This window comes from Rhodococcus artemisiae, assembly GCF_036327795.1.
Taxonomy (GTDB): Bacteria; Actinomycetota; Actinomycetes; order Mycobacteriales; family Mycobacteriaceae; genus Rhodococcus; species Rhodococcus artemisiae.
Genome location: NZ_JAUTXY010000012.1, coordinates 205,178 through 229,725 on the forward strand (window position 1 = coordinate 205,178; position 24,548 = coordinate 229,725).

Here is a 24,548-nt window from a genome sequence, read left to right on the forward strand (position 1 = left end):
CGAGAAGTGTTCTTGCTCAGTGAGTTTACGAATCACGCGTCGTCCGAGTGTGCGGGAGCGCATTGCTGCAGGCGCAAGAGCCGTGATCCTGGCCGGAGCCGAGGCGAACCGTGGGTCGAGACGGATGCGAACAGCGCACTCCCGAAGTCACCGTCATCGAATGGGAATCGACATACCGAATCGACGAGACGTGCCGTTACAATCCGGCATGCCTTACGCCGCCGCGCCCTCGGAACCCAACATCCGACTCGAGATCAACGCCTACGCGCCCGCTGCACTTCAAGACGTAGGAATCGCGTATTGGCGGCTGGAAGGGCTCGATCCTGCGACGGGTGAGCCGGTCTGGGAGCAGAGCATCAGTGCACTTCCCTACAGGATGTGGTCCGGCGGAGCTCACTATGCGGCGGCCGCTGCAGTAGCCGCGACGCTGCTCGGCTACTGGTGCGCATCATGCAGGGGCGAATTGGTCTTGACCTCGAGGCAAGCACTCACCGATGCCCTCTTCGGGAAGGCAGTCGAATGCCGGCGATGCAACACTCGAGTCGACGATCAAGCGGCGGGGATCCTCAATCCACGCGCACTCAATGGCAACACCCCACGAGCGCTGGAGGTGCGAGGGCAAGGGACAATCGAACAAGCACGACGCGAGGTGATCGCAGAGCACTACCCGGTCGAATCCCAAGACCAGGAGCAGCTCCTTGCCGAGGCCTCGATCCAGGCCAAGCTGGGAGCCCTGTCGGTGATCCACGCGGTCGGCGATACGGGCGGATTGATCTATCCCATCGAGATCAACGATCAGACGATCGCCCCGAACGCTTCACTCAGCAAAGACCTCTTCATCGCTGCCTGGGATGCAGGACTGCTCCAAGTCCATCCGACCTCACCGACCACGGCGTTCGCCTGGGACAGCGACACCGCCCTCGGTGAGGGTTTCTACACCAACCGCACCCGATTCTTCGTCCCCGGCGACGGGCCCGCCGAAAGCCGTCTCGACGGCTTCGTCGACCTCCTCCTTGCGCACCTCGACCCGACTCGCATGCTGCCGCCCGAACACACCGAACTGACCGAGCTCGCCCAGCGTCTCATCGCCGAGGAAGCCGGCCGATACTTCGTTCGCATGCTGGGCGAGCACAACCTGCCGGCCGTGACCGAGACCCAGGAGGAGGCGCTGCGTGCTGCTACGGCCCGCGGCGCAGAGCTGTTCCCGATCGGGCATCTGGACCGGATGGCCTGGGGTGCCACCCGTGATGCCGCCGGTGCGTATCGCCGCAACTCCGGAATGCCGGAAGCGGAAGCGATCACCTACGGGTTGAAGCAGTTCGAACGCTGGATACAAGGCGCGTCCGATAATCCACGCGTATTGTCCGAGCCGTTCAGCGAAGACGAACGAAACCTTCCGCTGTCCTCCGCCACCGGCATCGTGTTCCGCACAATCCTCGGTCTCGACCCGATGAGCGCGAGCCCCCGCGAGATCACCGAAGCCTTGACCGACGCCCCGGGCACTGAGCCGCGCAACGACTGCGATGCACGCATCCCCGACCACCATGTGCTGATGGAATGGCTCCGAGCGTCGCCCGAGCATTGGGACGACGGCAGGTTCCGGAAAGCGCTCGGCCTTCTCGAAGATTCGGTGCCTCAGGTCTGCACTCCGGGCTGCGCACACGAACGCATCGCGCACGTCGCGCGGGAATGCGGCCGCGTCTACGACCGCATCGTCTCGAGCATCGGAGGGACCGACGCCGCCATCCTCACTGCCGAGGCGACCGCCGTCGCCAACGCGCTCGATGACGAAGTGCGCGCCGGCGACGCACTGCTCACCGCAGTCATCCACACGCTGCAGGCTCACCCATCCCCCGCATCGAACGATGCTTGAGCAAGGTGCGTAGTGCTGTCGTCGTTTGCCGCATCCCGGGCCTCCCCGCACGCGACCGAGGCTGATCCTCCACGCAGTCCGCGGACCTTGCTGCGGCCTACTTCGGGTAGCTGCCGGTCACTCCGCAGAGCGGCCGTTGTCGACCCTGCCGGAGGCGAGCAATTGCGCGAGGGTGACTGCGGTGCGCCCGGCCAACTCCTCGAGCTGGAGACGGCACGAGAATCCGTCGGCGAGGACTACCGTGCCGGCGTCCGCCTCCCGCACTGCGGGAAGCAGGGTGAGTTCGGCAACCGCGACAGAGGTCTCGTAGTGCCCCTTCTCGACGCCGAAGTTCCCGGCAAGCCCGCAGCATCCTCCGAGTTGCCTGACCTCCGCGCCCGCCCTGGCGAGGAGCGCGGCATCGGCGGCCCAGCCGAGCACCGACGTGTGGTGACAGTGGGGTTGGGCGATGACCGAGACCCCGCGCAGGTCCGGCGGCTCCCAGTCGGGTGACTTCGTGAGCACCTCGGCGAGGGTGAACACGTGGGCAGCGACCGTGGCCACCCGCTCGTCGTCGGGGAGAAGTTCTGCCGCGTCGCTGCGCCAGACAGCAGTACACGACGGTTCGACTCCGACGATGGGGATGCCTGCCGACGCGATCGGGTGCAGGACGTCTAGCGAGGCGCTCAGTTGCTTGCGTGCACCCTCGCGCTGACCAGTGGAGATCCACGTCAATCCACAGCACGCGTTCTTCTCCACGAACCGCGGAGCGTAGCCCGCATCGACGAGCACGTCGATCAACGCGGAGAGTCCCGCTCCTTCGAAGGAATCGGTGAACGAGTCCACCCAGACCGCGACCGGCGTTCCCGGCGAGGAGGGGACGGCGGTGGATCGGCGCGTGCTCTTCGACGCGAACCGTGGGAGGCTGCGTCGCCGGTCCACCCCGGCCGACCAGCGAACAACCTTGCCCAGCAACCTGTTCTGCGATCCTGCGTTGACGAGGGCACCCAATCGGAGTGCCGTCACCAGCCTGCCCCACCGGGGAAGCCGGCCCAGCATGTAGTGGCTGCGTGGGCGGATGCGGCCTCGGTGGGCCTCGTCGAGGACGATGGACTTGTACGACGCCATGTCCACGCCGCGCGGGCAGTCGCTCGAACATCCCTTGCAGGACAGGCACAGGTCGAGAGCCCCAGCGACCTCCGGAGAGTCCCAGCCGCCGATCAGGTCGCCGCCGACCATCTCCTGAAGTACCCGGGCGCGTCCGCGGGTGGAGTCCTGTTCGCGTCCGGTGGCCTGATACGACGGGCACATCACCTGACCCGCCGAGCCGTTCCCTGCGAGGCACTTGCCGACGCCGGAGCACCGGTGCACTTCGTCGACGAAGCGCCGGTCGGTGATGGTGAGGGGGCGCGTCAGCAGGGACGGAACCCGCATCTGGGTGTGGACAGGGTCGGGATCGACGATGATTCCGGGGTTGAGGACGCCGTGCGGGTCGAGGAGATCCTTGACCTCGGCCATCAGCGCAACGGCCTCCGAGGAGTACATACGTGTCAAGAGCGCAGAGCGGGCCCGTCCGTCGCCGTGCTCACCGGAGAGCGATCCACCGTACCGGCCGACGAGATCCGCCGCTTCCTCCACGAACGCCCGGTAGCGTTCCGGACCGTTCTCTTTCCCGAGGGGGAAGTCGATGCGGCAGTGCACACACCCATCACCGAAGTGGCCGTAAGGCAACCCGTGCATGCCGTGCGCGGCGAGCAACGTGTCGAAGTCGCGCAGGTAGTCTCCCAGACGCTCAGGGGGTACCGCGGCATCTTCCCACCCGCCGTACGCGGGTTCGGCCAAACTCGATTCGGCGAGCCCGGCACCGTCCGCGCGGATCTTCCACAGTGCAGCAGCGATCTTCGGGTCGTCGACCACCCATCCTTCGACTGCGGCGCACTCACGGACAAGCGCCTCGGCGCGCCGGCTCAGTACCTCGTCGTCGTCATCGACGAGCTCGACGAAGACCCAACCGTCGCCGGCGGGCAGGACAGGAAGGGCGCCGGCGCCGGGTTGGTTCGCGACCACGTCGACGATCCGCCGGTCCAGCCCCTCGGCAGCGGTGGGCAGGTGACGCAGTATGTCCGGTGCGTCATCGGCCGCATCGGCCATCGTCGGATATCCGAGCACCACCATGCGCTTGTGGGGAGCGTCGGCGACAAGGCGGACCGTCGCCTCGGTGATCACGGCCAGCGTCCCTTCGGTTCCGGCGAGGAACTTGGCGACGTCGAAACCGTTCTCGGGCAACAGATGTTCGAGAGAATACCCCGACACCTGACGTTTGAACCGGCCGAACTCCGTGCGGATCACCGCCAGGTTCTCGTTCACCAGGCCACGGAGCGCATCGAGCGTCACCGACGGAGGCGGCGCACCACCCGATTCGAGCCGGACCCGTTCACCGGTTCCGAGCACGGCCTCGAGGGCGACGACGTTGTCGGCGGTCCGGCCGTAGCCGAGCGCTCGGGGCCCGCACGCATTGTTGCCGATCATGCCGCCGATAGTGCATCGGTTACTTGTCGACGGATCGGGCCCGAAGCGGAGTCCGTGTGGCGCGGCGGCCGCCTGGAGGTCTGCCTGCACCACACCGGGCTGCACCGTCGCGGTGTGCGCCTCCGCATCGACAGCGACGACCGCGTCGAGGTATCGGTGCATCTCCAGGATCACTCCGCTCCCGATCGCGTTGCCGGCGCACGACGTACCCGCACCGCGGGCAGTGAGAGATACACGGTGCTCGATCGCAGCGGCAACGACCGCCTCGACATCCTCGGCGGTCCGTGCACTCACAACGCCCTGTGGTGCGATTCGATAGAGTCCGGCGTCGCTGGTGTACAACGCTCTGGCCAGATTGCTCCGGTCGACGCGGATTCCGGAAGCCTGCAGATCCGAGTCCAGGTGCTGAACACCCTGCCTGTCGGCGGGCTCGGGCGTGTGGCGCGGTTTCCGCCGTTCGGCGGACGAGTCGGTGTTCTCGACCGTCACGGCGACACCCCGGCCCTTCTGAGTCCGTGCACGCCGGCGTGCACTCGGGACAGCCCGAGCAGCGCATTCATCGAGGGGGTATCCGTTCCTGTCAGGTCGGCGAGTTCGACCACAGCGCCGACGAGTTGGTCGAGTTCGATGAGCCGGCCCGCCTCGGCGTCCTGGAGCATCGACGTCTTCGCCGCGCCGAGCTTACGGGTGTGGCGCAAGCGGTCGCGCGGTGACTGGTCGATCGGCAGGCCGAGTCGGTCGCCCACCGTGGCAGCTTCGCGCATGCACCGCTCGACGAAATCGTGCAGGTAGGGGTCGTCGAGAATCAGATCCATCGTCGCGCCGGTGAGCATGGAGATCGGGTTGAGGGACATGTTGCCCCACAGTTTGAACCAGATCTCCCGGCGTATGTCGTCCGTGAGCTCGGCGTCGAATCCCGCGGCGGTGAGGTCCGCGACGTACTCTTCGGACCGGGCACGGTCAGCGCCGATCGCCGGGCCGACTACGAGTCGGCGCCCGGCCCGGTGCCGGACAACCCCGGGAGCAGGCACCGACGAGCTGAGGTGCACGACTGCACCGGCCGTTCGGCTCGCAGGGAGCAACCTCTGCACGCGGGCACCCGGATCCACCGAGTTCAACGCGGTTCCTTCGAGGTCGCCGCCGAATCCGTCGAAGAACCACCACGGAATTCCATTCATCGCAGTCAGGATCGTGGCGCCACCGGCAACCAGTTCAGCCAGGTCATCCGCGATATCGGACAGCGCGGTGGCTTTCACCGCAACGATGACGCAGTCGGGGGCCGGCAGCGCGCGCGGGTCGTCACTGACCTGCACGTGACTGCCCGTCGCCGAGTTCTCGTCGCCGTCGAGCACGATGAGCCCGTTGGTGCGAACTGCATCGAGGGTCTCGCCCCGGGCGACTGCGGTGACCTCCACACCTGCTGCTGCGAGACGGCCCGCGATCAGACCACCGATCGCTCCGAGGCCGTATACGCAGTACTTCACGAGACTCCCATCCGGTAGGCCCGCGGCCACCATTTCGAGTGTGATCGAAGACTTACACGAGACAGTCGACAGACAGTCTTCGCCGTGGTCGGCCGAATTCGCGAACAACGATTCGTTGTGGTTCACAACGGTAGCGGCTTGGATTTTTGTGAGCGGAGTCACCTAGCGTCCTTGGGGCGATGCGAGTGCGAACACTTCATCAACTGCCAACACGATCGATCAGCCACCCCCGTCACACGTGGCGCCGAGCTTCGGAGGAAGTCAGTGCACAGCCCCACAGATCCCGACTACTACCTGGATGCGGCCGGGTCCAGGGTGCGCAAGACCGCATACCTCGATCCCGATCTGTACGCCGCCGAACTCACCCGGATCTTCGAGAAGACCTGGCTCTACGTCGGCCACGGTTCGGAGATCCCCAACGCCGGGGACTACAAGACGACAACGATCGTGGGGCGGCCCGTCATCGTCTCGCGTGACCGCACCGGTGAGGTCCACGTGCTGCAGAACCGCTGCCGCCACCGCGGTGCCAGCGTCTGCCAGGCACCGACCGGAAACGCTCGCTTCTTCCGGTGCGAGTACCACGGCTGGACGTACAAGAACAGTGGTGAGCTGGTCGGTGTCACGTTCCCCGACGGCTACACCGACATCGACAAGCCGTCGCTCGGACTGCTCTCGGTGCCGCGCGTCGAGGTATACCGCGACTTCATCTTCGCCTCGCTGAACCCCGATGCGATGCCACTGCTGGACCACCTCGCCGGCGCGAAGGAGTTCATCGACCTGTTCGTGGACGCCGGACGCGGGAAGCCCCTCGAGGCCGACCACGGAACGCATCAGCTGGAGTACCCAGGCAACTGGAAGCTCCAGCTCGAGAACGGCTGCGACGGCTACCACCCGAACTTCGCGCACCGGTCCTTTTTCCGCGTGGTCGGTTCGCGCACCGGCGAGGATTCCAGCGGGTCCTACCTCGGAGGCGAGTCGAAGGCGGCCGCGCGCAGCCTCGGCAACGGCCACACGATACTCGATCAGCGCAACTCGGTAGGCGACCACTACACCAAACGGTCGCTCCTCGCCCCGGACGCGGAGGAGATCGTCGAGGAGCTGAAACGGGAGGTGCCCGAGGACGAACTCGACGATCTCCTCGGCGACTCCGTACATCTCGGCTTCAACCTCACGGTCTTCCCCAACCTGCAGCTCATCGGTATCCACATCCGGGAGATCGTGCCCGTGTCGCCGACCCAGACCGTCGTCAAGTACACCCCGATGACGATCGACGGCGTGCCGGACGGCATCAACCAACTCCGTCTGCGCAGTCACGAACTGTTCTATTCGGCAGCGGGTTTCGGCGTGCCCGACGATAGTGAAATGTTCCGTCGCGTCGCCAACGGTTTCGGTACCGACGCCGAGTGGCTCCTGATGTCCCGCGGACTCGAGCGCGAGGTCACGGACGAGCAGCACCCCTACGCGCACGTCACCGACGAACTTCCCCAACGTGCCGAATGGCTGCACTGGGCGGGGTTGATGCGCGCCGGCGAGGTTGCGGTCTCGACCGCCGGCACACCGACCGTCACCGAATCCGCGCTCGATGCCGAACTGTTCGCCGAGCGCGCCCTCAACGAGAAAGAAGCTGTCCGATGAGCGCGATCGACTTCATCAACGACGAAGCCATGCTGCTCGATGACCGTCGCTACGACGACTGGGCCGGGCTGTTCACCGAGGACTGCCGCTACTGGGCGCCGTACGACTGGTACGCGAGTGAACCTCGCGGATCGCTGAACGTGATCTACGACGACCTGAATCGTCTCCAGGACCGGGTTTCCCGGCTGACCGGCGGTGATCTGCACTCGCAGGATCCACCGTCCAAGACGGCCCGGATCCTCGGGCACGCCACCAGAATCAAGGACGCCGAGTGGAACCCCACAGGCGCGTTCGACGAGGTGTGGGCCACCTCGTTCCGGCTGTCGGAACTGCGGCGGGAGCAGATCACCGAGTACTCGGGCCGCTACACCTACTGGCTTCGGGGCAGCGGTGACGACTGGTCGATCGTGGCAAAGAAGGTGCAGCTCCTCGGCGCGGAACGACCGCTGTCCAATCTGACGTTCCCACTGTGAAAAGGATCCGCACATGAGGGCATCGGAAGTCCAGGAGATGGTCTTCGCCAACGAGTTTGCCAGAGTCCGCATCACCCGCGTCGTCGGCAAGTGCGGCGTCCGGCTCCAGCTGACAGACCTGGAGACGTCGGCGACGACCTTCGTCGACCCGCTCGAACTGGCGAGCCTGTGCGACTGGCCCGAGGACGAGCGCCGCATCGTCGTCAGCGGACCGATGTACAACCGGGCGAAGGAGAGCCAGTCGTGACCACTGATACGGGAGCAGTCGTCCGGGCGCAGGTGCTGACCGCACCGGGCACGTTCGAGACGCGACACTTCCCGCTACCGGTCGTCGGCGACGACGACGGAATCCTCGACGTCCTCGCATGCGGACTCTGCGGCAGCGATGTCGCAAGCTTCCTCGGAACGAAAGATCACGGTGGTGAGGTCATCCTCGGCCACGAGGTGATCGGACGGATCTCCCAACTCGGGCGCGGGGCGGCGTCGCGGTGGGGTGTCGACGTCGGCGACCGCATCGCAATCGAGGAAGCGCTCCCCTGCGGGGCGTGCGAGTACTGCCGGAACGGCCGACAACGAGTCTGTACGAACTTCGGTATCCGGTACGGGGATTCGACCATCGATGTCGCACCGGCACTGTGGGGCGGATTCGGAGAGCGGATGTATCTGCACCCCAACACTCGAGTGCACCGAGTTCCGGAGGGTGTCGCCGACGACGTAGCGACCCTGTTCGTCCCGCTGTCCAACGGACTCGCCTGGCTGCGCGACAGCGGCGAACTCCGCCCCGGCGACTCCGTCGTCGTCTTCGGCGCCGGCCAGCACGGTGTCGCCACCGGCTTGGCCGCGCTTCGACTGGGAGCACGCCGGTCCCTCGTAGTCGGCACCACCGCGGACCGCCATCGGCTCGACCTCGCCGCTTCCTTCGGGTGTGACGTGCTCGCGGTCGATCCGGACCGGTCCGCCACCGAGGCGGTACTCACCGAGCTGGGGGGATACGCCGACGTCGTCGTCGACATGACACCCGGCACCGCCCTGCCGCTGATCTCGAGCATCGAGATCGCGAAGAAAGGGGCCCACGTGCTCTGGGGCGGACTGAAACGCTCTGAGGTGTCCGCTCCCCTGCCCGTCGACGAGATCATTCGTCGTGAACTGACGGTTCGAGGGTTGTGGGCGCGCCCCAGCTGGGCCATTACCGCCGCCTTCGAGTGGCTGGCGGCGGATCCGTCCCTTGCCGGGCTGTGCGAACGGACCTGCGATGCGGCCGATCTGGCCAGCGCCTTCCGAATCGCCACCGACCCGAACGCCTCCGAGCGCCCACTACACATCGCGATTGTCGACCAGGAAAGGGCAGCGTCATGAAGTTGGAAGTCGACGCAAGGAAGTGCGCGGGTCACGCGCTGTGCACCGTCATCGATCCCGACCGGTTCGAGATGAACGACGCCGGTAAGGCCGACGTCATCGGCACCCTCACCGCCGACGACCTCGACCTGGCGCGGGAAGTCGTCGCGGAGTGCCCGGCGGCCGCAGTCCTCTTACACGAGGGCGAGTGACATGGCTGACAAACTCGTGGTGGTCGGCGCCTCCCTCGCTGGAATCAAGGCCGTGCAGGAACTGCGCCTCCTCGGATACGGAGATGCGATCACGCTGATCGGTGCGGAACCGCACGGTCCGTACGACCGTCCACCGCTGTCGAAGGGTTTCCTTTCGGGCACGGTGTCCGCCGACGACCTGCGCCTCGTGGACGACGACGCGCTCGCTGCCCTCGACGTCGAGTTGTTGCTCGGCACCGAGGCGACCGGCCTCGACGTCGAGTCCATGCAGGTGCAGTGCGGAGATCGGCGGGTCGACTACGACCGGCTGCTCATCGCGACCGGTGCGAGTCCGCGTCGACCCACCTGGTTCCGGGGCCTTCCTGGCCTGCACGTCCTCCGGTCCATCGACGACGCGGACGGGCTCCGGGCGGACATCGCCGCGGCCGAGACGATCGTCGTGGTCGGCGGTGGCTTCATCGGCACCGAGGCCGCGGCGCACCTCACCGCCTCCGGCAAGAGAGTCACCGTGGTCACGGACGCAGACACGCTGGTGCCGCCTCTCGGCACCCACATGGCCGACCTCGTCACCGAGCTGCACCGCAGCCGCGGTGTCGGCGTGGTGACTGGCGCGGTGGTCGACGGATTGCTCGGTGACGACCGCGTCCGCGGCGTCGAGTTGGCCGACGGTCGCACCATCGCCGCCGACGCGGTGCTGGTGTCGATCGGGGCCGTTCCCGAGACACGGTGGCTCAACGGAAGCCTCGTGTCGGATAACGGCTCACTCACGTGCGATCCCGACGGCCGGGTCAACGAGACCGTTTGGGCCGCCGGTGACGTCACCTCGCAAGGCGCGGGACACTGGTTCAGCGCCGTCAACCAGGCTCGGCGCGTGGCGCGGAGCATGCTCGGTGTCGTCGACAACACCACCCGCCGGCTCGAGCAGGAGGTCCGGTACATGTGGACCGACCAGTTCGAGTTCAAGGTTCAGATGCTCGGCGTCGCGATGCCGGGTGACGAGTTCACCGTGGTGTCGCAGGCCGAGCCGGGCAGCCCGGAGATCGCCGGTCTGTTCTCCCGCGACGGGATGGTCAGTGGTGGAGTGGTCGTGAACCGGCCCAGGGACCTCGCCGTCGTGCGCCGTGTCGTGGGCGCTGCGGAGCCGCTCGAATCCGCGCTCGACTCCTTCCCGCGGAAAGTCGTAGCGTGAGATGACAACGGTGGACTGTTCGGCAGACGAGGACAACATGACCGGCGAGCGCGCACGCGACCTGGATACGAGGCTCGCCCGTACCTTTGTCGCGGTCGCGACGGAGGAGAACTTCACGAGGGCGGCGGCGCTGCTGGGCATCACCCAGCAAGCGGTGAGTGCCCACGTGCGCCGCCTCGAATCCGTCCTCGGCGTCGTACTGTTCGACCGAACCGCATCCCGCACCACCCTCACCGAGCAGGGACGCCGACTCCTTCCCGCGGCGAAGACACTCATATTCGCTGCCGACGCATTCCTCCGGTCGTCCCACCAGGAGATCCCCCGGATACGGATCGCGGAGATCCGGGGTCGGCGGATGATGCAGGACTGCTGGGCCGTTCATCGCCGCTCCCATCCCGACAGTCGAGCGAGCTTCTACGACATGCTCAGTGTCGAGCAGATCACCGCAATCCTCGACGGCAGACTCGACGTCGGAATGGGGAGGTTGATCAAATCGATCCCGGAGATCGAGTCGGCACCGTTCCGGCTCGACGCCACCATGGTCCTGAACATCCATCCGCTGCCGGACCCAACCCTTCGGGGAACTCGACTCGGCTACACCGGCCTATGGGGAGGACGTTTCTCAGGGTGGATCGACTTCTGCCAAACGCTCGCTGGAGAATTCGGTGTCGAGCTGGAACAGGTACCTCACGACAACACCCTGCTCGAGGCCATCGGACAGGGACAGATCGCCGGTGAGATCCCACCGATCCTCGCGTTGAGCGGAATGCGCGACTACGCCGACGCCGACTCGTTCAGCTTCCAGTACCTGGACGATGTGCAGCCCTACTACCCGTGGAGCATCTTCTGGCGCAAACACGAATCCAGACCGGAGGTACTGGAATTCGTGGAGACCGCTCTGGACGTGGCTCGGTCCAAACGCTGGTTGAGTCTGCTCGATCGGAACGTCGAGACGTGGATACCACCCGACGGAATGCATTTTCTCGACACCCACACCACCGCCTGACAACCAACCGTTGTCTTGCCCGAAAGGGTGTCTGTCACCCCGTCCGGCGCAGCCCGCCGGACTGTTCGTTCTACTGAACCCGTGCTGTCCCCGCGAGATTCGGACATCATCGACTTCTCAGTCAGAGATAGAGAGATCCCATGACCCACGAAGCCCTACCCGACCCCGGCGCCGCGCCCGACTTCGATCGCAAAGAGTACCGCAAGATCCTATGGTCGAGTTTCATCGGATCGACGGTCGAGTTCTACGATTTCCTCCTCTACGGTACCGCCGCAGCACTCGTCTTCGGCCCGCTGTTCTTTTCCGAGCTCAGCACCGCCATGGCGTTGCTGGCGTCGTTCGCCACCTTCACCGTCGGATACGTCGCACGGCCGTTCGGTGGTGTGCTCTTCGGCCACTTGGGTGACCGCATAGGTCGCAAGTCGACCCTGGTCGCGACGATGGCGATCATGGGCCTCGCCTCGACCCTCATCGGCGTCCTGCCGACCTACGGGCAGATCGGTGTGTTTGCGCCGATCCTCCTTCTCGTGTTGCGCGTCATACAGGGAGTCGCGGTGGGCGGCGAGTGGGGCGGTGCCGCGCTGATGGCGATGGAGCATGCGCCACGCAAGGAACGGGGCATGGCGGCGTCGGTCGCGAACATGGGTGGACCCGCCGGCGCGATGCTTGCGACGATCATCTTCGCCGCGGTCGCCGCGCTTCCCGAGGAACAGCTCATGACGTGGGGGTGGCGTGTTCCTTTCCTGCTTTCCTCGGTTCTCGTTCTGATCGCGTTGTTCATCCGCCTCCGCATCTCGGAGAGCCCCATGTTCGTTGCCGCGCAGGCGAAGGCGATGGAACAGGAAACCAAACGGAAGGCGCCGGTCGTCGAAATCCTGACGAAGTACCGCGCCCATGTCGTCATCGCGGCCCTCGGCGGTCTTGCCGCCTTCGCATACTCGAGTTTCATGGCCACCTTCGCCATTTCGATGGCGCGGGAAGCCGGCAGCAACTCGTCGGTTGTGCTGATCTGCAAGGCATCCGCGGCCTTCATCCACATCTTCACCATCGCCTACTTCGCTCGACTCTCCGACCGGATCGGCAGGAAGAAGGTGATGCTCGCCGGCTGCATCGGCAGCTTCGTCATGGCCGTCCCGCTGATCCTTCTGCTCAGCAGCGGCAACACCGTCCTGGTGCTGCTCGGGTTCCTCATCGGCAACCCTCTGATCCAGGGATCGCTGTACGGTCCGCTCGCTGCGTACATCGCGGAGCGCTTCTCGACCGAATCGCGTTACACCGGAGCCGGTGTCAGCTACCAGATCAGCACAGTTCTCGCCAGCTTCACACCGATCATCTCGTCCGCGGTGTGGGTGCTGGGCCAGGAGCACTTCGGCACCGGCGACTGGACGCAGTACGCCTACGTCTCCGGATATCTCGTGGTGGCAACCCTGATCAGCTTCCTCACGATCCTGGGGACACGCGACACCGCCGACCGGCGCATCGACGACTCGAGCGCCGAAACCACGCAGGAATCGAAAGAGCTGACCCCGAAGTCCTGACCCGCACCACACATCATCAGTACCAACCCTTTTCGAGGAGACCCCAATGACCACCGCCTACGCGTCCGTCTGGTCCGACCTGAACCAGGTCGAGTTCAGTCAGGGATTCATCGATGCCGGCGGATACCGCACTCGCTATCTGCACAGCGGCAGCGCCGACAAGCCCACCCTGCTGCTCCTGCACGGCACCACCGGCCACGCCGAGGCGTACGTCCGCAACCTCGCGTCGCATGGAGAGCACTTCAACGTCTACGCAATCGACTTCATCGGACACGGCTACTCCGACAAGCCCGATTTCCCGCTGGAGATCAAACACTACGTCGACCACGCTCTCCGGTTCCTGGACGCGATCGGTGTGGAACGCGCGTCCGTCTCGGGTGAATCCCTCGGTGGATGGGTCGCGGCGAGCATGGCCCAGCACCACCCGGAGAGGGTCGACCGCGTCGTCCTCAACACTATGGGCGGAACCATGGCGAACCCTCAGGTCATGGAGCGGCTCTACACCCTCAGCATGGAGGCGGCGGAGGACCCCAGCTGGGAGCGGGTGCAGGCCCGGCTCGAATGGCTCATGGCCGATCCGTCGATGGTGACGCCGGACCTGATCCGCACACGCCAGATGATCTTCCAGCAGCCGGAGTGGAAAGCAGCGTGCAAGGCGAACCTGGCCCTGCAGGATCCGGATATCCGCCGGCGCAGCATGTTCTCCGACGACGACCTGCGATCCATCCGGACGGAGGCGCTCGTGGTGTGGACGTCGAAGGACCCGTCGGGCCCGGTCGAGGAGGGCCGCCGGATCGCGGACCTGCTGCCGAACGGTCGGCTCGCGGTCATCGAGAACGCCGGCCACTGGCCGCAGTACGAGCAGACCGCCATCTTCGATGAGATCTCCCTCGACTTCCTGCTCTACGGTCACGGACCGGCCGAGAAGGTGTCCTGATGCCGATGCATTTGGTCGCGATGTCGCATAGCCCGTTGCTGGACAAGGTCGACGTCCCAGAACTGGTGCGGGCGGAACTCGAAGTGGTCTTCGAGTCGTTGCGGAAGGTGGTGTCCGCCTTCGCGCCCGACGTCGTCGTCCTCTTCACCCCCGACCACTACAACGGGTTCTTCTACGACATCATGCCCCCGTTCTGCATCGGGACTGCTGCCGAGGCGATCGGCGACTTCGAGTCGGCCGCAGGGTCGCTCAACGTCCCGGATGACTTGGCGGAGGAACTGGCGCGGTTCGTGCTGTCCAGGGATGTCGACGTTGCGCTCTCGCGTGCGATGCATGTCGACCACGGCGCGGTGCAGCCCCTCGAGATCCTGTTCGGCGGCATCGAATCGATCCCGGTGATTCCGGTATTCGTCAACGGTGTTGCGGAGCCGTTCGCTCCGATGACTCGCGTGGGCACGCTGGGCCGTGCGATCGGCGAGTTCTTCGCGGACCGGCCGGAGAGGGTCCTGGTGCTGGCATCGGGTGGACTGTCCCACGACCCGCCGGTGCCACAGTGGGCAACCGCACCATCCCCGCTGCGGAAGGCCATCCTCGACGGACGCAACCGCACACCGGCTGCGCGTGCGGAACGGGAGGCGCGGGTCTTCGCGACGGCACGCGACTTCGCTCAGGGCACGGCGACGATCCAGGATCTCAACCCGAGTTGGGACCGCGAATTCATGTCGCTGTGCAGGTCCGGCCGTTTGGAGGAGCTGGAATCGTACAGTTCGGAGCAGATGACCTCCGACGCAGGCCACAGCTCCCATGAGGTGCGCACCTGGGTCGCCGCCTTCGCAGCCCAGGCGTCAATCAGCCCCTACGAAATCGGGATCGAGTTCTACAAGCCGATTCGCGAATACATTGCAGGCTTCGGCGTGATGACCGCGACAAGCAGCTCACGCTGACCGGACGGCAAATCCTGCTGCCGAGTCGGCGAGGGGTCCAGGTCAGCTGCTGTAACAACCACCTGGACCCCTCCGGGCACCGCCTCACCCACATCGAACGAACCCGACCGACGGCCTGTGCATCAGATGGCTCAGGAGTGTGTTGCCGATCCCGGCACAATGGGCATCGAATTCGGCCGAATCGGGACCGGAATAGTCGGAACGGAATGTGGGTACCCCACCAACCATGTCCACCACCTCGAAGGGCCCGGGCTCAGACGATCCGGACCCCGACTTCTCGCCATCGCCGCGGCACAGCAGCGGCCCAGTGCCCCCATCGGGCAAGACGCCCGATCCGGACGCGCGCAGCGACCTGCATCCCGATGTCGCCCGAGGTAAGGGCATCAGGGGCACCCGCACCGGCGCACTCTGGACCGCGCTGATCGCCGGCGTGCTCATTCTGCTGTTGCTCTTGGTGTTCATCCTGCAGAACCTCGACAGCATCACCCTCGAACTGTTCGGGTGGGATTTCTCGCTGCCGCTGGGGGTGGCACTGCTGTTCGCTGCGATCGGCGGGGCCGCAATCGTCGGCATCGCCGGTGGCCTGCGGATCCTGCAGCTCCGTCACGCCGCCAACAGACAACGCGGACTCAGCACCAATCCACGCGGTTGATCGTGAGAACGTCACGCGTGTCGCTGAAGCACCGGCGGAGGCTTGCTTCGCACCGGTGTACCAGCTCAGTGAGGGTTGTTCTCACCCCCCCGTTTCATCCTTCCTCGACAGGAAACACGTTCGGCTCGGCGATAGCCTTCAGGTTCGACCCGGATTCCCCCGACATCCGGGTCGAACGACGACGCTCCCACCAATGACCTCTCTCATGTCTCATGGTGGGAGCGTTTCGTCTCTTCGCTCAGCCCGCGGAAAAGCACCCGCCAAGAACAGCCGGTCTGTTAACCGAGGTAAGAATCTCATCGTCGGATTCACCTTTGAGGCCTCCCTGTCCCCCAGGACACGCTCGAAGCAATGCCAAGTGCAACAAGCGCTGGTCGCCACCTGACTGCCCCGCCATCCACCGCACCGAATCCTCACCAACCGGCATCGTGCGCTCGACCACGAGCTCGGCGAAACCACGAATGTGCTCACGCACTGCACTCAGCGCCGGGCAGCGGCTCGTGGATCTCTGTGAGCCCCTGACGTCGTTTGTGCTCTCCTCCAACCATTGACACGAAGCGTGTTCCGAGGACCGCACCGACTTCGTATCGTGTGCACCACGCAGGATGTGCACCGGCCGCCACCGAACAGGCGGAGACACCGGAACATCGCGTGCCCAACAGATTCCATCTCGCGAGGAGCCCTTGTCTCCGCTCCTGCCCCCACCCACACGTTCCCACGTGAGAAATGAGAACTCGATGTCGTTGAACGGAAGAATCGCAATTGTCACCGGCGCCGCACAAGGTATCGGCGAGGCCACGGCGCAGAGGCTCGCCTCAGAAGGTGCCACCGTAATCGCCGCGGACATCCAGGACGCAACCGGGACCGTCAACTCGATCCTCGAGATAGGAGGCAAAGCCGAGGCGCATCAACTGGATGTGCGGCTGAAGAGCAACTGGGCCGAGACCGTGGACCAGGTCATTGGGCGGCACGGCCGTATCGACCTGCTCGCCAACGTGGCCGGTGTGGTGAACATGATCAGCGAGGACAACGTCGTCGGCCTCACGGAAGAGGCCTGGGAACATGTCATCGGCACCGATCTCAAAGGCGTGTGGCTCGGTATGCAAGCGGTGATCCCGAACATGATCGAGCGTGGTGGCGGCCGAATCGTGAACATCGCGTCGATGGCGGCTCTGCGTGGTCTACCCAATCTGGCTTCCTACTCCGCGGCGAAGGGTGGAGTGGTCTCGCTGACGAAGCAGGCCGCGTACGAGTACGGAGAGAAGAATATCCTGATCAATGCCATCTGCCCCGGCACGATCGACACCCCGATCCTCGCCGACATCACCGACGAGATGAAGCAGGCCAACGCGAACGCCCACATCGTGCGGCGCCTGGGCGAACCTCGGGAGATTGCGTCGATGGTCGCGTACCTCATGCGTGAGGGCAGCTTCCTCACGGGAGAGATCTACCCGGTCGATGGCGGCTGGGCGGCGAAAGGCAACTTCTGACGACGGTTGGACCCGCCGACAAACGTGCCCGCCCCGACCTCTTCACCGGCTGAGGCGGGCACGACATTGTGTGATCCACGACATAAGCGATGCGATCGAGATCGAGGAGATACACCGTGGACGATCAACACTGCACTTTCGGACTGTGGTACGACTTTCGCAACCCGGCTCGATGGCCGCGCACCTTCACCGACTTCTATCGGCAGAGTCTCGAACAGATCCGCTGGGCGGAAAACTGCGGAATCGAGTCGGTGTGGCTGACCGAACACCACTTCATGGAGGACGGGTACACCCCGTCGCCGTTCGTGCTGGCCGCCGCGATCGGCGCCCGCACCGAATCGCTCCGAATTGGCACGAATCTCATCGTGTCTCCACTGCACAACCCGATCCGGCTCGCCGAGGACGCCGCAACACTCTCGTTGCTCACTGAAGGCCGGTTCGATCTCGGTGTGGGGCAAGGCTATTGGCAACCCGAATTCGCGGCTTTCGGCCGATCTCTCCGCAACCGGCCCAGCCTCCTCGAAGAGGGCGTCGAACTGATCCGTCGAGCATGGTCGACCGAACCCACCGAGTTCCACGGCAAGCGATACGATTTCCCCGCCCTTCCGGTCACTCCACAACCCGAATCCGTCCCGCGCCTTCTTGTGGGAGCGATGACCCAACCCGCGATCGAGCGGGCCGCCCGGATTGGCGACGGCTACCTCAGCACGCAGAATGCGCATCACAGTATGTATCTCGATGCGCTCGAGCGAGTCGGCCGGTCGCGGGAAGATGGACGAATCTATGCAGGTCAATGGGCCGTAGTGGCCGACGACCCCGAACGCGAATGGGCACGGATCGGTCAGCACGCTCTGTACCAGATCAACGGGTACATCGAGATGGGCGCATTCGGCCCGCCCGAGTCCGTCCCTACGTTTGCGACGCCACAGGATCTCCTCGACGGCGGGGCGTTCACACTCTGGGATGCTGATACCGCGGTCACCGAACTCACGACGCTGCTGGCCAACCGCCCCCAGATCAAGGACGTGCATTTCTGGGCGCAGTTGCCCGGCGAACCGGTCGACAGCGGCTCGGCCCGCATCGAACTGCTCACCTCGAAGGTGATCCCACAGGTCCGCGCGGCGATCGCCGCCACCCGACCGGAGGTGACCGCATGACCCCGGTGCCGGCTACGGCTTCCACCAGCCCGCTCGTCATCACAGACTTCCTGTACCGGGCACAACATCTGTTCTCCGCCAAATCCATCACGCAGTATCGGGACGGCGAGAAAACCTTCGAGTACACCTACGGCGATTACGCCGACAGAGTGCTGCGACTCGCGGCGGCATTGATCGATCGTGGTGTCCGCCCCGGCGACCGCGTTGCCACCCTCGCGTGGAACCACCACCGTCACCTCGAGCTGTACATGGCAGTGCCGTTGGCGGGAGCCGTACTGCACACCATCAATTTGCGGCTCGAACCCGACGAGATCGCCTACATCGTCGACCACGCCGACGATCGAATCGTCTTCGCCGACACATCGCTACTTCCGTTGCTCGACGCAGCGCGGACACGGCGCCCCCACATGCCGATCATCACCACCGACGGTGACGATACCGCTCTGCCATGCCAGGACACGCTTATCGCCGCCGCCGAACCACTCGCCGCGCCCGTGACCCGGGACGAAAACGACCTTGCCGCCTTGTGTTACACCTCCGGAACCACAGGCCCACCGAAGGGCGTCGGGTATTCGCATCGGGCCCTGTACCTACATACATTCACGGCGTGCCTCGTCGACGGGCATGCGATAGGTGAACGCGACACCGTCTGCCACGTCGTGCCGATGTTCCACGCCAATGCCTGGGGTATTCCGTTCGCCGCGTTGATGTCCGGGTCCGATCAAGTTCTTCCCGGGCCGCATCCCCAAGTACCCCATATTGCGACGATCCTGGCGAACGAACAGGTTACGTACACCGGCATGGTGCCGACGGTCGCGGTCGACCTGGTCCGTCACGCCCTGTCGTCGGGTATCGACCTGACATGTCTGCGCGCACTCGTTCTCGGCGGCTCGACTCCGACGGCAGAGTTGATCCGCAGCATCGAAGAAGATCTCGGGGTGCCCGCGTACCAGGGCTGGGGCATGACGGAGATGTCCCCAATGGGAACCTTCGCGCGCCCCCCACGTTCGGCCGACGGAAATCCGCAGCAGCGATACGACTACATCCGACGGCAAGGCCGCCTACTGCCCGGCCTGCGGTGGAAGTTGGTCGACGACACCGGTGCTGTAGTTCCCCACAACGGCGTGGACAAGGGCGAGCTGCTCATGCGCGGTCCGTGGGTGGCCGAACGCTACTTCCGCGACGAACACCCCGAAGCGTTCACCGACGGCTGGCTGCACACAGGCGACATCGCCACCATCGATACCGAGGGCTACCTGACCATCGTCGATCGGGCCAAGGACCTGATCAAGAGCGGCGGAGAATGGATCAGCTCGCTCGCGCTCGAACAGGCCCTGGTGACGATTCCGCACGTCGCGGAGGCGGCGGTGGTCGCGGTGCCGCACGAGCGGTGGCAAGAACGGCCCTTGGCGTTTGTCGCTGCCGAGCGCGGGCACACCCTCGATCCTGCCGGTGTGCTGGACGCCCTGACCGAGATCGTTCCGCGGTGGTGGCTGCCCGAGCGCATCGAGATCGTCGAGTCCCTTCCACGCACCAGTGTGGGCAAGTTGGACAAGAAGCACCTGCGCGGCGCGGTCGAGAATCGACTGTTTGTGGATTCCGACAACAGTCCCGCAGCAGGTTCTCTCACGTGAGGCGCCGGTCACATTAGCGTCGGGTTCCACCGGCCCGCACAGGGACATCCGTCACGAGGAGGAACACCGTGAAGTTCGGGATCTTCTACGTCCTCGAATGCCCCGATCACGATTTCGCGCGGGCCTACCGGGAGATGCTCGAACAGATCTCCTACGCAGAGAGACTCGGCTTCGACGAAGTATGGCTGGCCGAGCACCACGGCTCCGATTACGGGTCGATGCCCTCGCCGCAGGTCGCCGCCGCGGCAATCGCCGAGCGCACCGAACGAATGCGGATCGGCATCGCGGTGAGCAACCTGACCTTCGACTGGCCGGTACGCATCGCGGAGGACTACGCGATGGTCGACGTCCTCTCCGGTGGGCGCCTCGACTTCGGTGTGGGCCGCGGCTACCAGCCCCAGGAGTTCCACAACATGGGTGTCGGCGACATACAAGGTGAGAGCCGAGGAGTATTCGTCGAAGCTCTCGAGATCATACGAGGACTGTGGAGCAAACCCGTGGGCGAGCCGTTCTCCTTTCACGGCCGGCACTTCGACATCGACAAGGTCGACTGCCGGCCTACCCCGGTGCAGCGCCCGACCCCGCCGATCTACATCGCCTCGATCAGTCCCGAGACCCTCGACCTGGCTGCCGACCAGGGCTACAACATGCTGGTCACTCCCACATTGATGACCATGCCCGAACTGAATTCCTTCGTCGTCGGCGCGAAGCGACGGTTGCGCGATCACGGTCGCGACATCCTCGACCTCGATTTCCCGATGAACTGGCAGATCCACCTCGCAGACAACGAGGAAACCGCGGTCGAGAACGCACGTGACGCTCTGACCTGGTATTTCGATGCCGCTCTGGCGGCGGTTCCGCAGGGAGCCGGGGTACCGCCGACATATGAACGGTATGCCGAACTGGTCACCGCGACCGAAGAGGCAGGCGGAATGACCGTCGAGGGTCTACGAGATGGCGGCGTCGTCTATGTAGGAGACCCGGAGGGATTGATCCGGCAGCTCGACACCCTGCACGACGAGACCGGCCTGCAGCATCTGATCTGCTGGATGCGATTCGGTGGACTCGAGCACGAGAAGGTCATGCGGTCGCTCGAACTGTTCGCCGAGCATGTCATCCCCCGATTCCGGGATCGTGAGCCCGTGATTCCCCGTGCGCTGCGCGATACCCCGACTTCCACCGCTTCTACTCATCCGTTCGATTCCACTTCCCCATTCATAACGGAGGACACAATGGGATTCTTGCCCGTCGAGAACGACCGAAGCATCTACTTCGAACACCACCGGGGTGAGGGCCGGCCGGTCGTCCTGATCCATGGCTGGGGCGCCACCACCCGTGCCTGGGACACAACGCTTCCAGCGCTCCGCGCCAACGGAAACGAGATTGTCACCGTCGATCTGCGGTGCTGCGGCCGCTCCGACAAGGACTTCGACGACGTCTCGATTGGCACGTTGGCCTCCGACATCGTTCGGCTCGTCGACCACCTCGGCCTCGAACAACCGGTGATCAACGGCTGGTCGCTCGGTGGCGCCGTCGCGACCGCGGCGGCAGCGCAGCTCGGAGACCGCGCTTCGGCGCTGGTACTGACCGGTGGCGCTTCCCCGCGGTACACCGCTTCCGACGACTGGCCGCACGGTGGAACAGTGGCCGACGTCGAGGGCGTGCTGGCTTCGGCTGCCGCCAACCGCGCGGAAACCTTCCGCGGGGTGGCTGCTGCAGTATGCGCCGAGGACCCCGGCGAGGCGGTACTCGATTCGATCTGGGACATGTTCATGGCAATGGGGCCGCGCGGTGACGATTCTCTGCGCGATCTGGCTACGGTGGATCTGCGCAAGGAGATCACTTCACTCGAGATCCCGATCTTGCTGCTGCACGGCCGTGCCGACGCATTCGTCCCGTTCTCGGCCGCCGAAGCCGTACTGGGTCTCAACAACCGTGCCGAGGTCGTCGAGTTCCACTCCAGTGGCCACGCACCGTTCCTGGAGGAGCGCGATCGCTACCTCGCCGAGCTGACAGGATTCCTGAACCGATGAGTACATCCAAGACCTGGCTGGTCACCGGCGGTTCCCGCGGAATCGGGCGCGCTGTCGTCGAGAACGCGACCGCGCGCGGCGATCGGGTTGCAGTCTTCGCACGCAAGCCCGCCACCGAGCAGTGGACACACCCGGAGCGGGTTGTGGAAATCCCCACCGATATCAGTGATGCGTCCTCCTTGGGGCTCGCGGTGGACACGGTGTTCGAGACGTTCGGCTCGCTCGATGTGGTTGTCAATGCTGCCGGCGTGCATCGCGGCGGCCGGATCGGTGACGTCTCGCGCACGCACTGGGACGAGGTACTCGCTACCAACCTCACCGGCGCATTCGAACTCGCTCGCAGCGTGGTCCCACGACTGAACGAGGGCGCGTCTATCATCAATGTCGGTGCCGTCGTGGGGTTTCGGGGATTTCCTGGAGATGTCGCGTACGGCGCGGCGAAGGCCGGACTCAACGGACTCACCCAGGTGTTGGCCGTCGAGCTGGCTCCACGGGGGATCCGGGTGAATCTGGTGATCCCCGGGGTCGTGGATACCGACATGACATCCGCGTTGGCCGGACGCGCACGCGACCGGCTGATCGCAGCGATTCCGATGGGTCGCACGGGCCTTGCCGAGGAGATCGCGCAGGTCATCGTAGGTGTCACTGATTCGACCTATATGACCGGCAGCATTGTTGCCACCGACGGCGGACTGATGAGCTCATTCAGTTCCCGCTCCTGACCTCCACATTGTTGTAGCGACCTACAACGATCCGAAAAGACAGCGTGATCCGCACCACAACAGCGCGACTACTCTCGACTTCAGCAGATCGGAAGTTATTCCTACACTGCATGTTTCGCTGAAACCCTCCCGAAGGAGCTCACATGGACAACGTCGCGAGCGCCGGAAGTCTCGAAGCCGCCAACAAGAAGCTCATCGCCGAATTCATGGAGGTCTTCTCCACCGGCAATGTCGAATCGATCCTCGGCTACCTCGCACCCACCGCCACGTGGTGGGTTGCCGGCACCATCGAGGGGATCTCCGGAACCAAGGACAAACAGGAGTTCCGCGAGATGCTCTCAGGGCTGTCCGCCAACACCAAGTCCGGCGCAATCACACTGACCCCGCTTGCATGGACCGCAGAAGGCGACCGTGTCGCCGTGGAAACCGAATCGTATTCGGAGATGAACAACGGCCGCGTCTACAACAACCTCTACCATTTCGTCTTCGAAGTCCGAGATGGACTCATCCAGTCCGTCAAGGAGTTCCTCGACACCGAACACACACGGGCCGTGTTCCTCTGATTCTCTCTCCCCATTCACCCACTTACGCAAGGAGATACATCCATGGATGTCGGAATGCTGCTCGTGTTTCAGAACTACCACGAGAACGTCAGCGATCAAGAGGTATTCATCCGTGAGCTCGAGATGGGCGTCGCGGCAGAGAAGTACGGCTTCAACGCGGTCTGGTCCGCCGAACACCACTTCGACGACTACTCGATGTGCCCGGACAACATGCAGATCATGTCGTACCTCGCAGCACGCACCTCGACCGTCAAGCTCGGTACCGGTGCGGTGATTCTGCCGTGGAACAACCCTGTCCGCGTTGTCGAGAAGATGACGATGCTCGACATGATGTCGGGCGGCCGCGCCCTCTACGGTATGGGCCGCGGGCTGGCCAAGATGGAATACGATGCATTCGGCATTCCGATGGATGAAGCCCGCGGACGCTTCATCGAAGGCGCCGAGATCACCATCGAAGGCCTGCGTACGGGAGTCGTCGACAACCCAGGCGGGGAGTTCTACCCGCAGTCGCGCGTCGACATCCGCCCCGCGCCCAATCCGGCGTACGAGTGGGGACGCGACCGTCTGTTCGGTGCCGCAATGTCGCCCGACTCTGTACCGGTCATCGCCGACCTCGGTGTTCGCATGATGACCTTCATGCAGTTCGAGTTCGACAAGCACGTCGAGACGATCAACCGGTGGCGCGATCTATACCGTGAGCGCTGGGGCACCGAGCCGTTGCCGCCGGTCATCCAGGACTTCGTGGTCTGCCACGAGGACGAGGAGGAAGCGCGCCGGCTCGCCTACGAGCACACTGCACGCTACTTCCTGTCGGTCATCAAGCATTACGACTTCGCCGGCGAGCACTGGCGGAACACGAAGGGCTACGAGACATATCAGGTGGGCGCAGACATGATCCGCGAAGCGGGCATGGAAGCCGCAGCCGACGCCTACGTCGAGGCCAACGTCTACGGCACGCCCGAACAGATCGTCGAGAAGTACGCCGCCCGACATGAGAAGGTCGGCGACTTCTTCGCCAACGCCGCATTCGCGTTCGGTGGCATGCCGATCGACCAGGCCGAGAAGGCGCTGAAGCTCTACGGCGAGAAGGTCGTCCCCGAGCTTCAGAAGATGAAGGCGCCGGTTCCGGCCGGCGCCTGACACCCGCTGGGCGGTGCCCGGAC

The 24,548-nt window shown here is 64.8% G+C and carries 21 protein-coding genes; 19 read left to right on the top strand and 2 right to left on the bottom strand.

Annotated features, from left to right (window positions below):
• Positions 1–208 precede the first annotated feature (208 nt).
• The gene (locus Q7514_RS23095; RefSeq protein ID WP_330135594.1) at positions 209–1,873 is read left to right on the top strand and encodes a hypothetical protein; all 1,665 of its coding nucleotides are present in this window, start codon (positions 209–211) and stop codon (positions 1,871–1,873) included.
• 117 nt (positions 1,874–1,990) lie between these two features.
• Here Q7514_RS23095 and Q7514_RS23100 read toward each other — a convergent pair whose 3' ends face one another.
• Complete coding sequence (locus tag Q7514_RS23100; protein ID WP_408016169.1) at positions 1,991–4,783, bottom strand: FAD-binding and (Fe-S)-binding domain-containing protein; 2,793 nt, start codon at positions 4,781–4,783, stop codon at positions 1,991–1,993.
• 83 nt (positions 4,784–4,866) lie between these two features.
• Positions 4,867–6,027: a ketopantoate reductase family protein gene (locus tag Q7514_RS23105; RefSeq protein WP_330135596.1), complete on the bottom strand. Its 1,161-nt coding sequence runs from the start codon at positions 6,025–6,027 to the stop codon at positions 4,867–4,869.
• A gap of 102 nt (positions 6,028–6,129) precedes the next feature.
• On the opposite strand from Q7514_RS23105, the gene Q7514_RS23110 reads away from it, so the two are divergent.
• The 18 genes from Q7514_RS23110 to Q7514_RS23195 all read left to right on the top strand — a co-directional run bounded on the left by Q7514_RS23110 (position 6,130) and on the right by Q7514_RS23195 (position 24,525).
• Positions 6,130–7,500 (top strand): aromatic ring-hydroxylating oxygenase subunit alpha, encoded by a 1,371-nt coding sequence (locus Q7514_RS23110; protein WP_330135597.1) that lies wholly within the window; start codon positions 6,130–6,132, stop codon positions 7,498–7,500.
• Positions 7,497–7,973, top strand: a complete 477-nt coding sequence (locus Q7514_RS23115) for an aromatic-ring-hydroxylating dioxygenase subunit beta (RefSeq protein WP_330135598.1) — start codon at positions 7,497–7,499, stop codon at positions 7,971–7,973. Before Q7514_RS23110 ends, Q7514_RS23115 begins: the two co-directional genes overlap by 4 nt.
• A gap of 13 nt (positions 7,974–7,986) precedes the next feature.
• The gene (locus tag Q7514_RS23120; RefSeq protein WP_330135599.1) at positions 7,987–8,220 is read left to right on the top strand and encodes a hypothetical protein; all 234 of its coding nucleotides are present in this window, start codon (positions 7,987–7,989) and stop codon (positions 8,218–8,220) included.
• The gene (locus Q7514_RS23125; RefSeq protein WP_330135600.1) at positions 8,217–9,329 is read left to right on the top strand and encodes a zinc-dependent alcohol dehydrogenase; all 1,113 of its coding nucleotides are present in this window, start codon (positions 8,217–8,219) and stop codon (positions 9,327–9,329) included. The genes Q7514_RS23120 and Q7514_RS23125 overlap by 4 nt, the downstream gene beginning before the upstream one ends.
• Positions 9,326–9,520, top strand: coding sequence for a ferredoxin (locus Q7514_RS23130; protein ID WP_330135601.1), 195 nt, complete (start codon positions 9,326–9,328; stop codon positions 9,518–9,520). The genes Q7514_RS23125 and Q7514_RS23130 overlap by 4 nt, the downstream gene beginning before the upstream one ends.
• Before the next feature lies 1 nt (position 9,521).
• Positions 9,522–10,709, top strand: a complete 1,188-nt coding sequence (locus Q7514_RS23135) for an NAD(P)/FAD-dependent oxidoreductase (RefSeq protein ID WP_330135602.1) — start codon at positions 9,522–9,524, stop codon at positions 10,707–10,709.
• 37 nt (positions 10,710–10,746) lie between these two features.
• Complete coding sequence (locus tag Q7514_RS23140) at positions 10,747–11,715, top strand: LysR family transcriptional regulator (RefSeq protein ID WP_330135603.1); 969 nt, start codon at positions 10,747–10,749, stop codon at positions 11,713–11,715.
• A gap of 140 nt (positions 11,716–11,855) precedes the next feature.
• Complete coding sequence (locus tag Q7514_RS23145; protein ID WP_330135604.1) at positions 11,856–13,253, top strand: MFS transporter; 1,398 nt, start codon at positions 11,856–11,858, stop codon at positions 13,251–13,253.
• A gap of 46 nt (positions 13,254–13,299) precedes the next feature.
• Entirely contained in the window at positions 13,300–14,190 is an 891-nt protein-coding gene (locus Q7514_RS23150; RefSeq protein WP_330135605.1) for an alpha/beta fold hydrolase, read from the top strand.
• A complete protein-coding gene (locus tag Q7514_RS23155) occupies positions 14,190–15,134 on the top strand; it encodes a 3-carboxyethylcatechol 2,3-dioxygenase (RefSeq protein ID WP_330135606.1) in 945 nt (314 codons plus the stop codon). Before Q7514_RS23150 ends, Q7514_RS23155 begins: the two co-directional genes overlap by 1 nt.
• Before the next feature lie 226 nt (positions 15,135–15,360).
• The gene (locus Q7514_RS23160) at positions 15,361–15,786 is read left to right on the top strand and encodes a LapA family protein (RefSeq protein WP_330135607.1); all 426 of its coding nucleotides are present in this window, start codon (positions 15,361–15,363) and stop codon (positions 15,784–15,786) included.
• A gap of 737 nt (positions 15,787–16,523) precedes the next feature.
• Complete coding sequence (locus Q7514_RS23165; RefSeq protein ID WP_330135608.1) at positions 16,524–17,276, top strand: SDR family NAD(P)-dependent oxidoreductase; 753 nt, start codon at positions 16,524–16,526, stop codon at positions 17,274–17,276.
• 116 nt (positions 17,277–17,392) lie between these two features.
• Positions 17,393–18,433: an LLM class flavin-dependent oxidoreductase gene (locus Q7514_RS23170; RefSeq protein WP_330135609.1), complete on the top strand. Its 1,041-nt coding sequence runs from the start codon at positions 17,393–17,395 to the stop codon at positions 18,431–18,433.
• On the top strand, positions 18,430–20,067 hold the full coding sequence (locus tag Q7514_RS23175; protein ID WP_330135610.1) for a long-chain-fatty-acid--CoA ligase: 1,638 nt from the start codon (positions 18,430–18,432) through the stop codon (positions 20,065–20,067). Before Q7514_RS23170 ends, Q7514_RS23175 begins: the two co-directional genes overlap by 4 nt.
• Before the next feature lie 68 nt (positions 20,068–20,135).
• Complete coding sequence (locus Q7514_RS23180) at positions 20,136–22,100, top strand: LLM class flavin-dependent oxidoreductase (protein ID WP_330135611.1); 1,965 nt, start codon at positions 20,136–20,138, stop codon at positions 22,098–22,100.
• A complete protein-coding gene (locus tag Q7514_RS23185; RefSeq protein ID WP_330135612.1) occupies positions 22,097–22,822 on the top strand; it encodes an SDR family NAD(P)-dependent oxidoreductase in 726 nt (241 codons plus the stop codon). The genes Q7514_RS23180 and Q7514_RS23185 overlap by 4 nt, the downstream gene beginning before the upstream one ends.
• Before the next feature lie 143 nt (positions 22,823–22,965).
• Complete coding sequence (locus tag Q7514_RS23190) at positions 22,966–23,385, top strand: nuclear transport factor 2 family protein (protein WP_330135613.1); 420 nt, start codon at positions 22,966–22,968, stop codon at positions 23,383–23,385.
• A 42-nt stretch (positions 23,386–23,427) separates the two neighbouring features.
• Positions 23,428–24,525 carry an LLM class flavin-dependent oxidoreductase gene (locus Q7514_RS23195; RefSeq protein WP_054714124.1) on the top strand — a complete coding sequence of 366 codons (1,098 nt, stop codon included), beginning with the start codon at positions 23,428–23,430 and terminating at the stop codon, positions 24,523–24,525.
• The last annotated feature ends 23 nt before the right edge of the window (positions 24,526–24,548 follow it).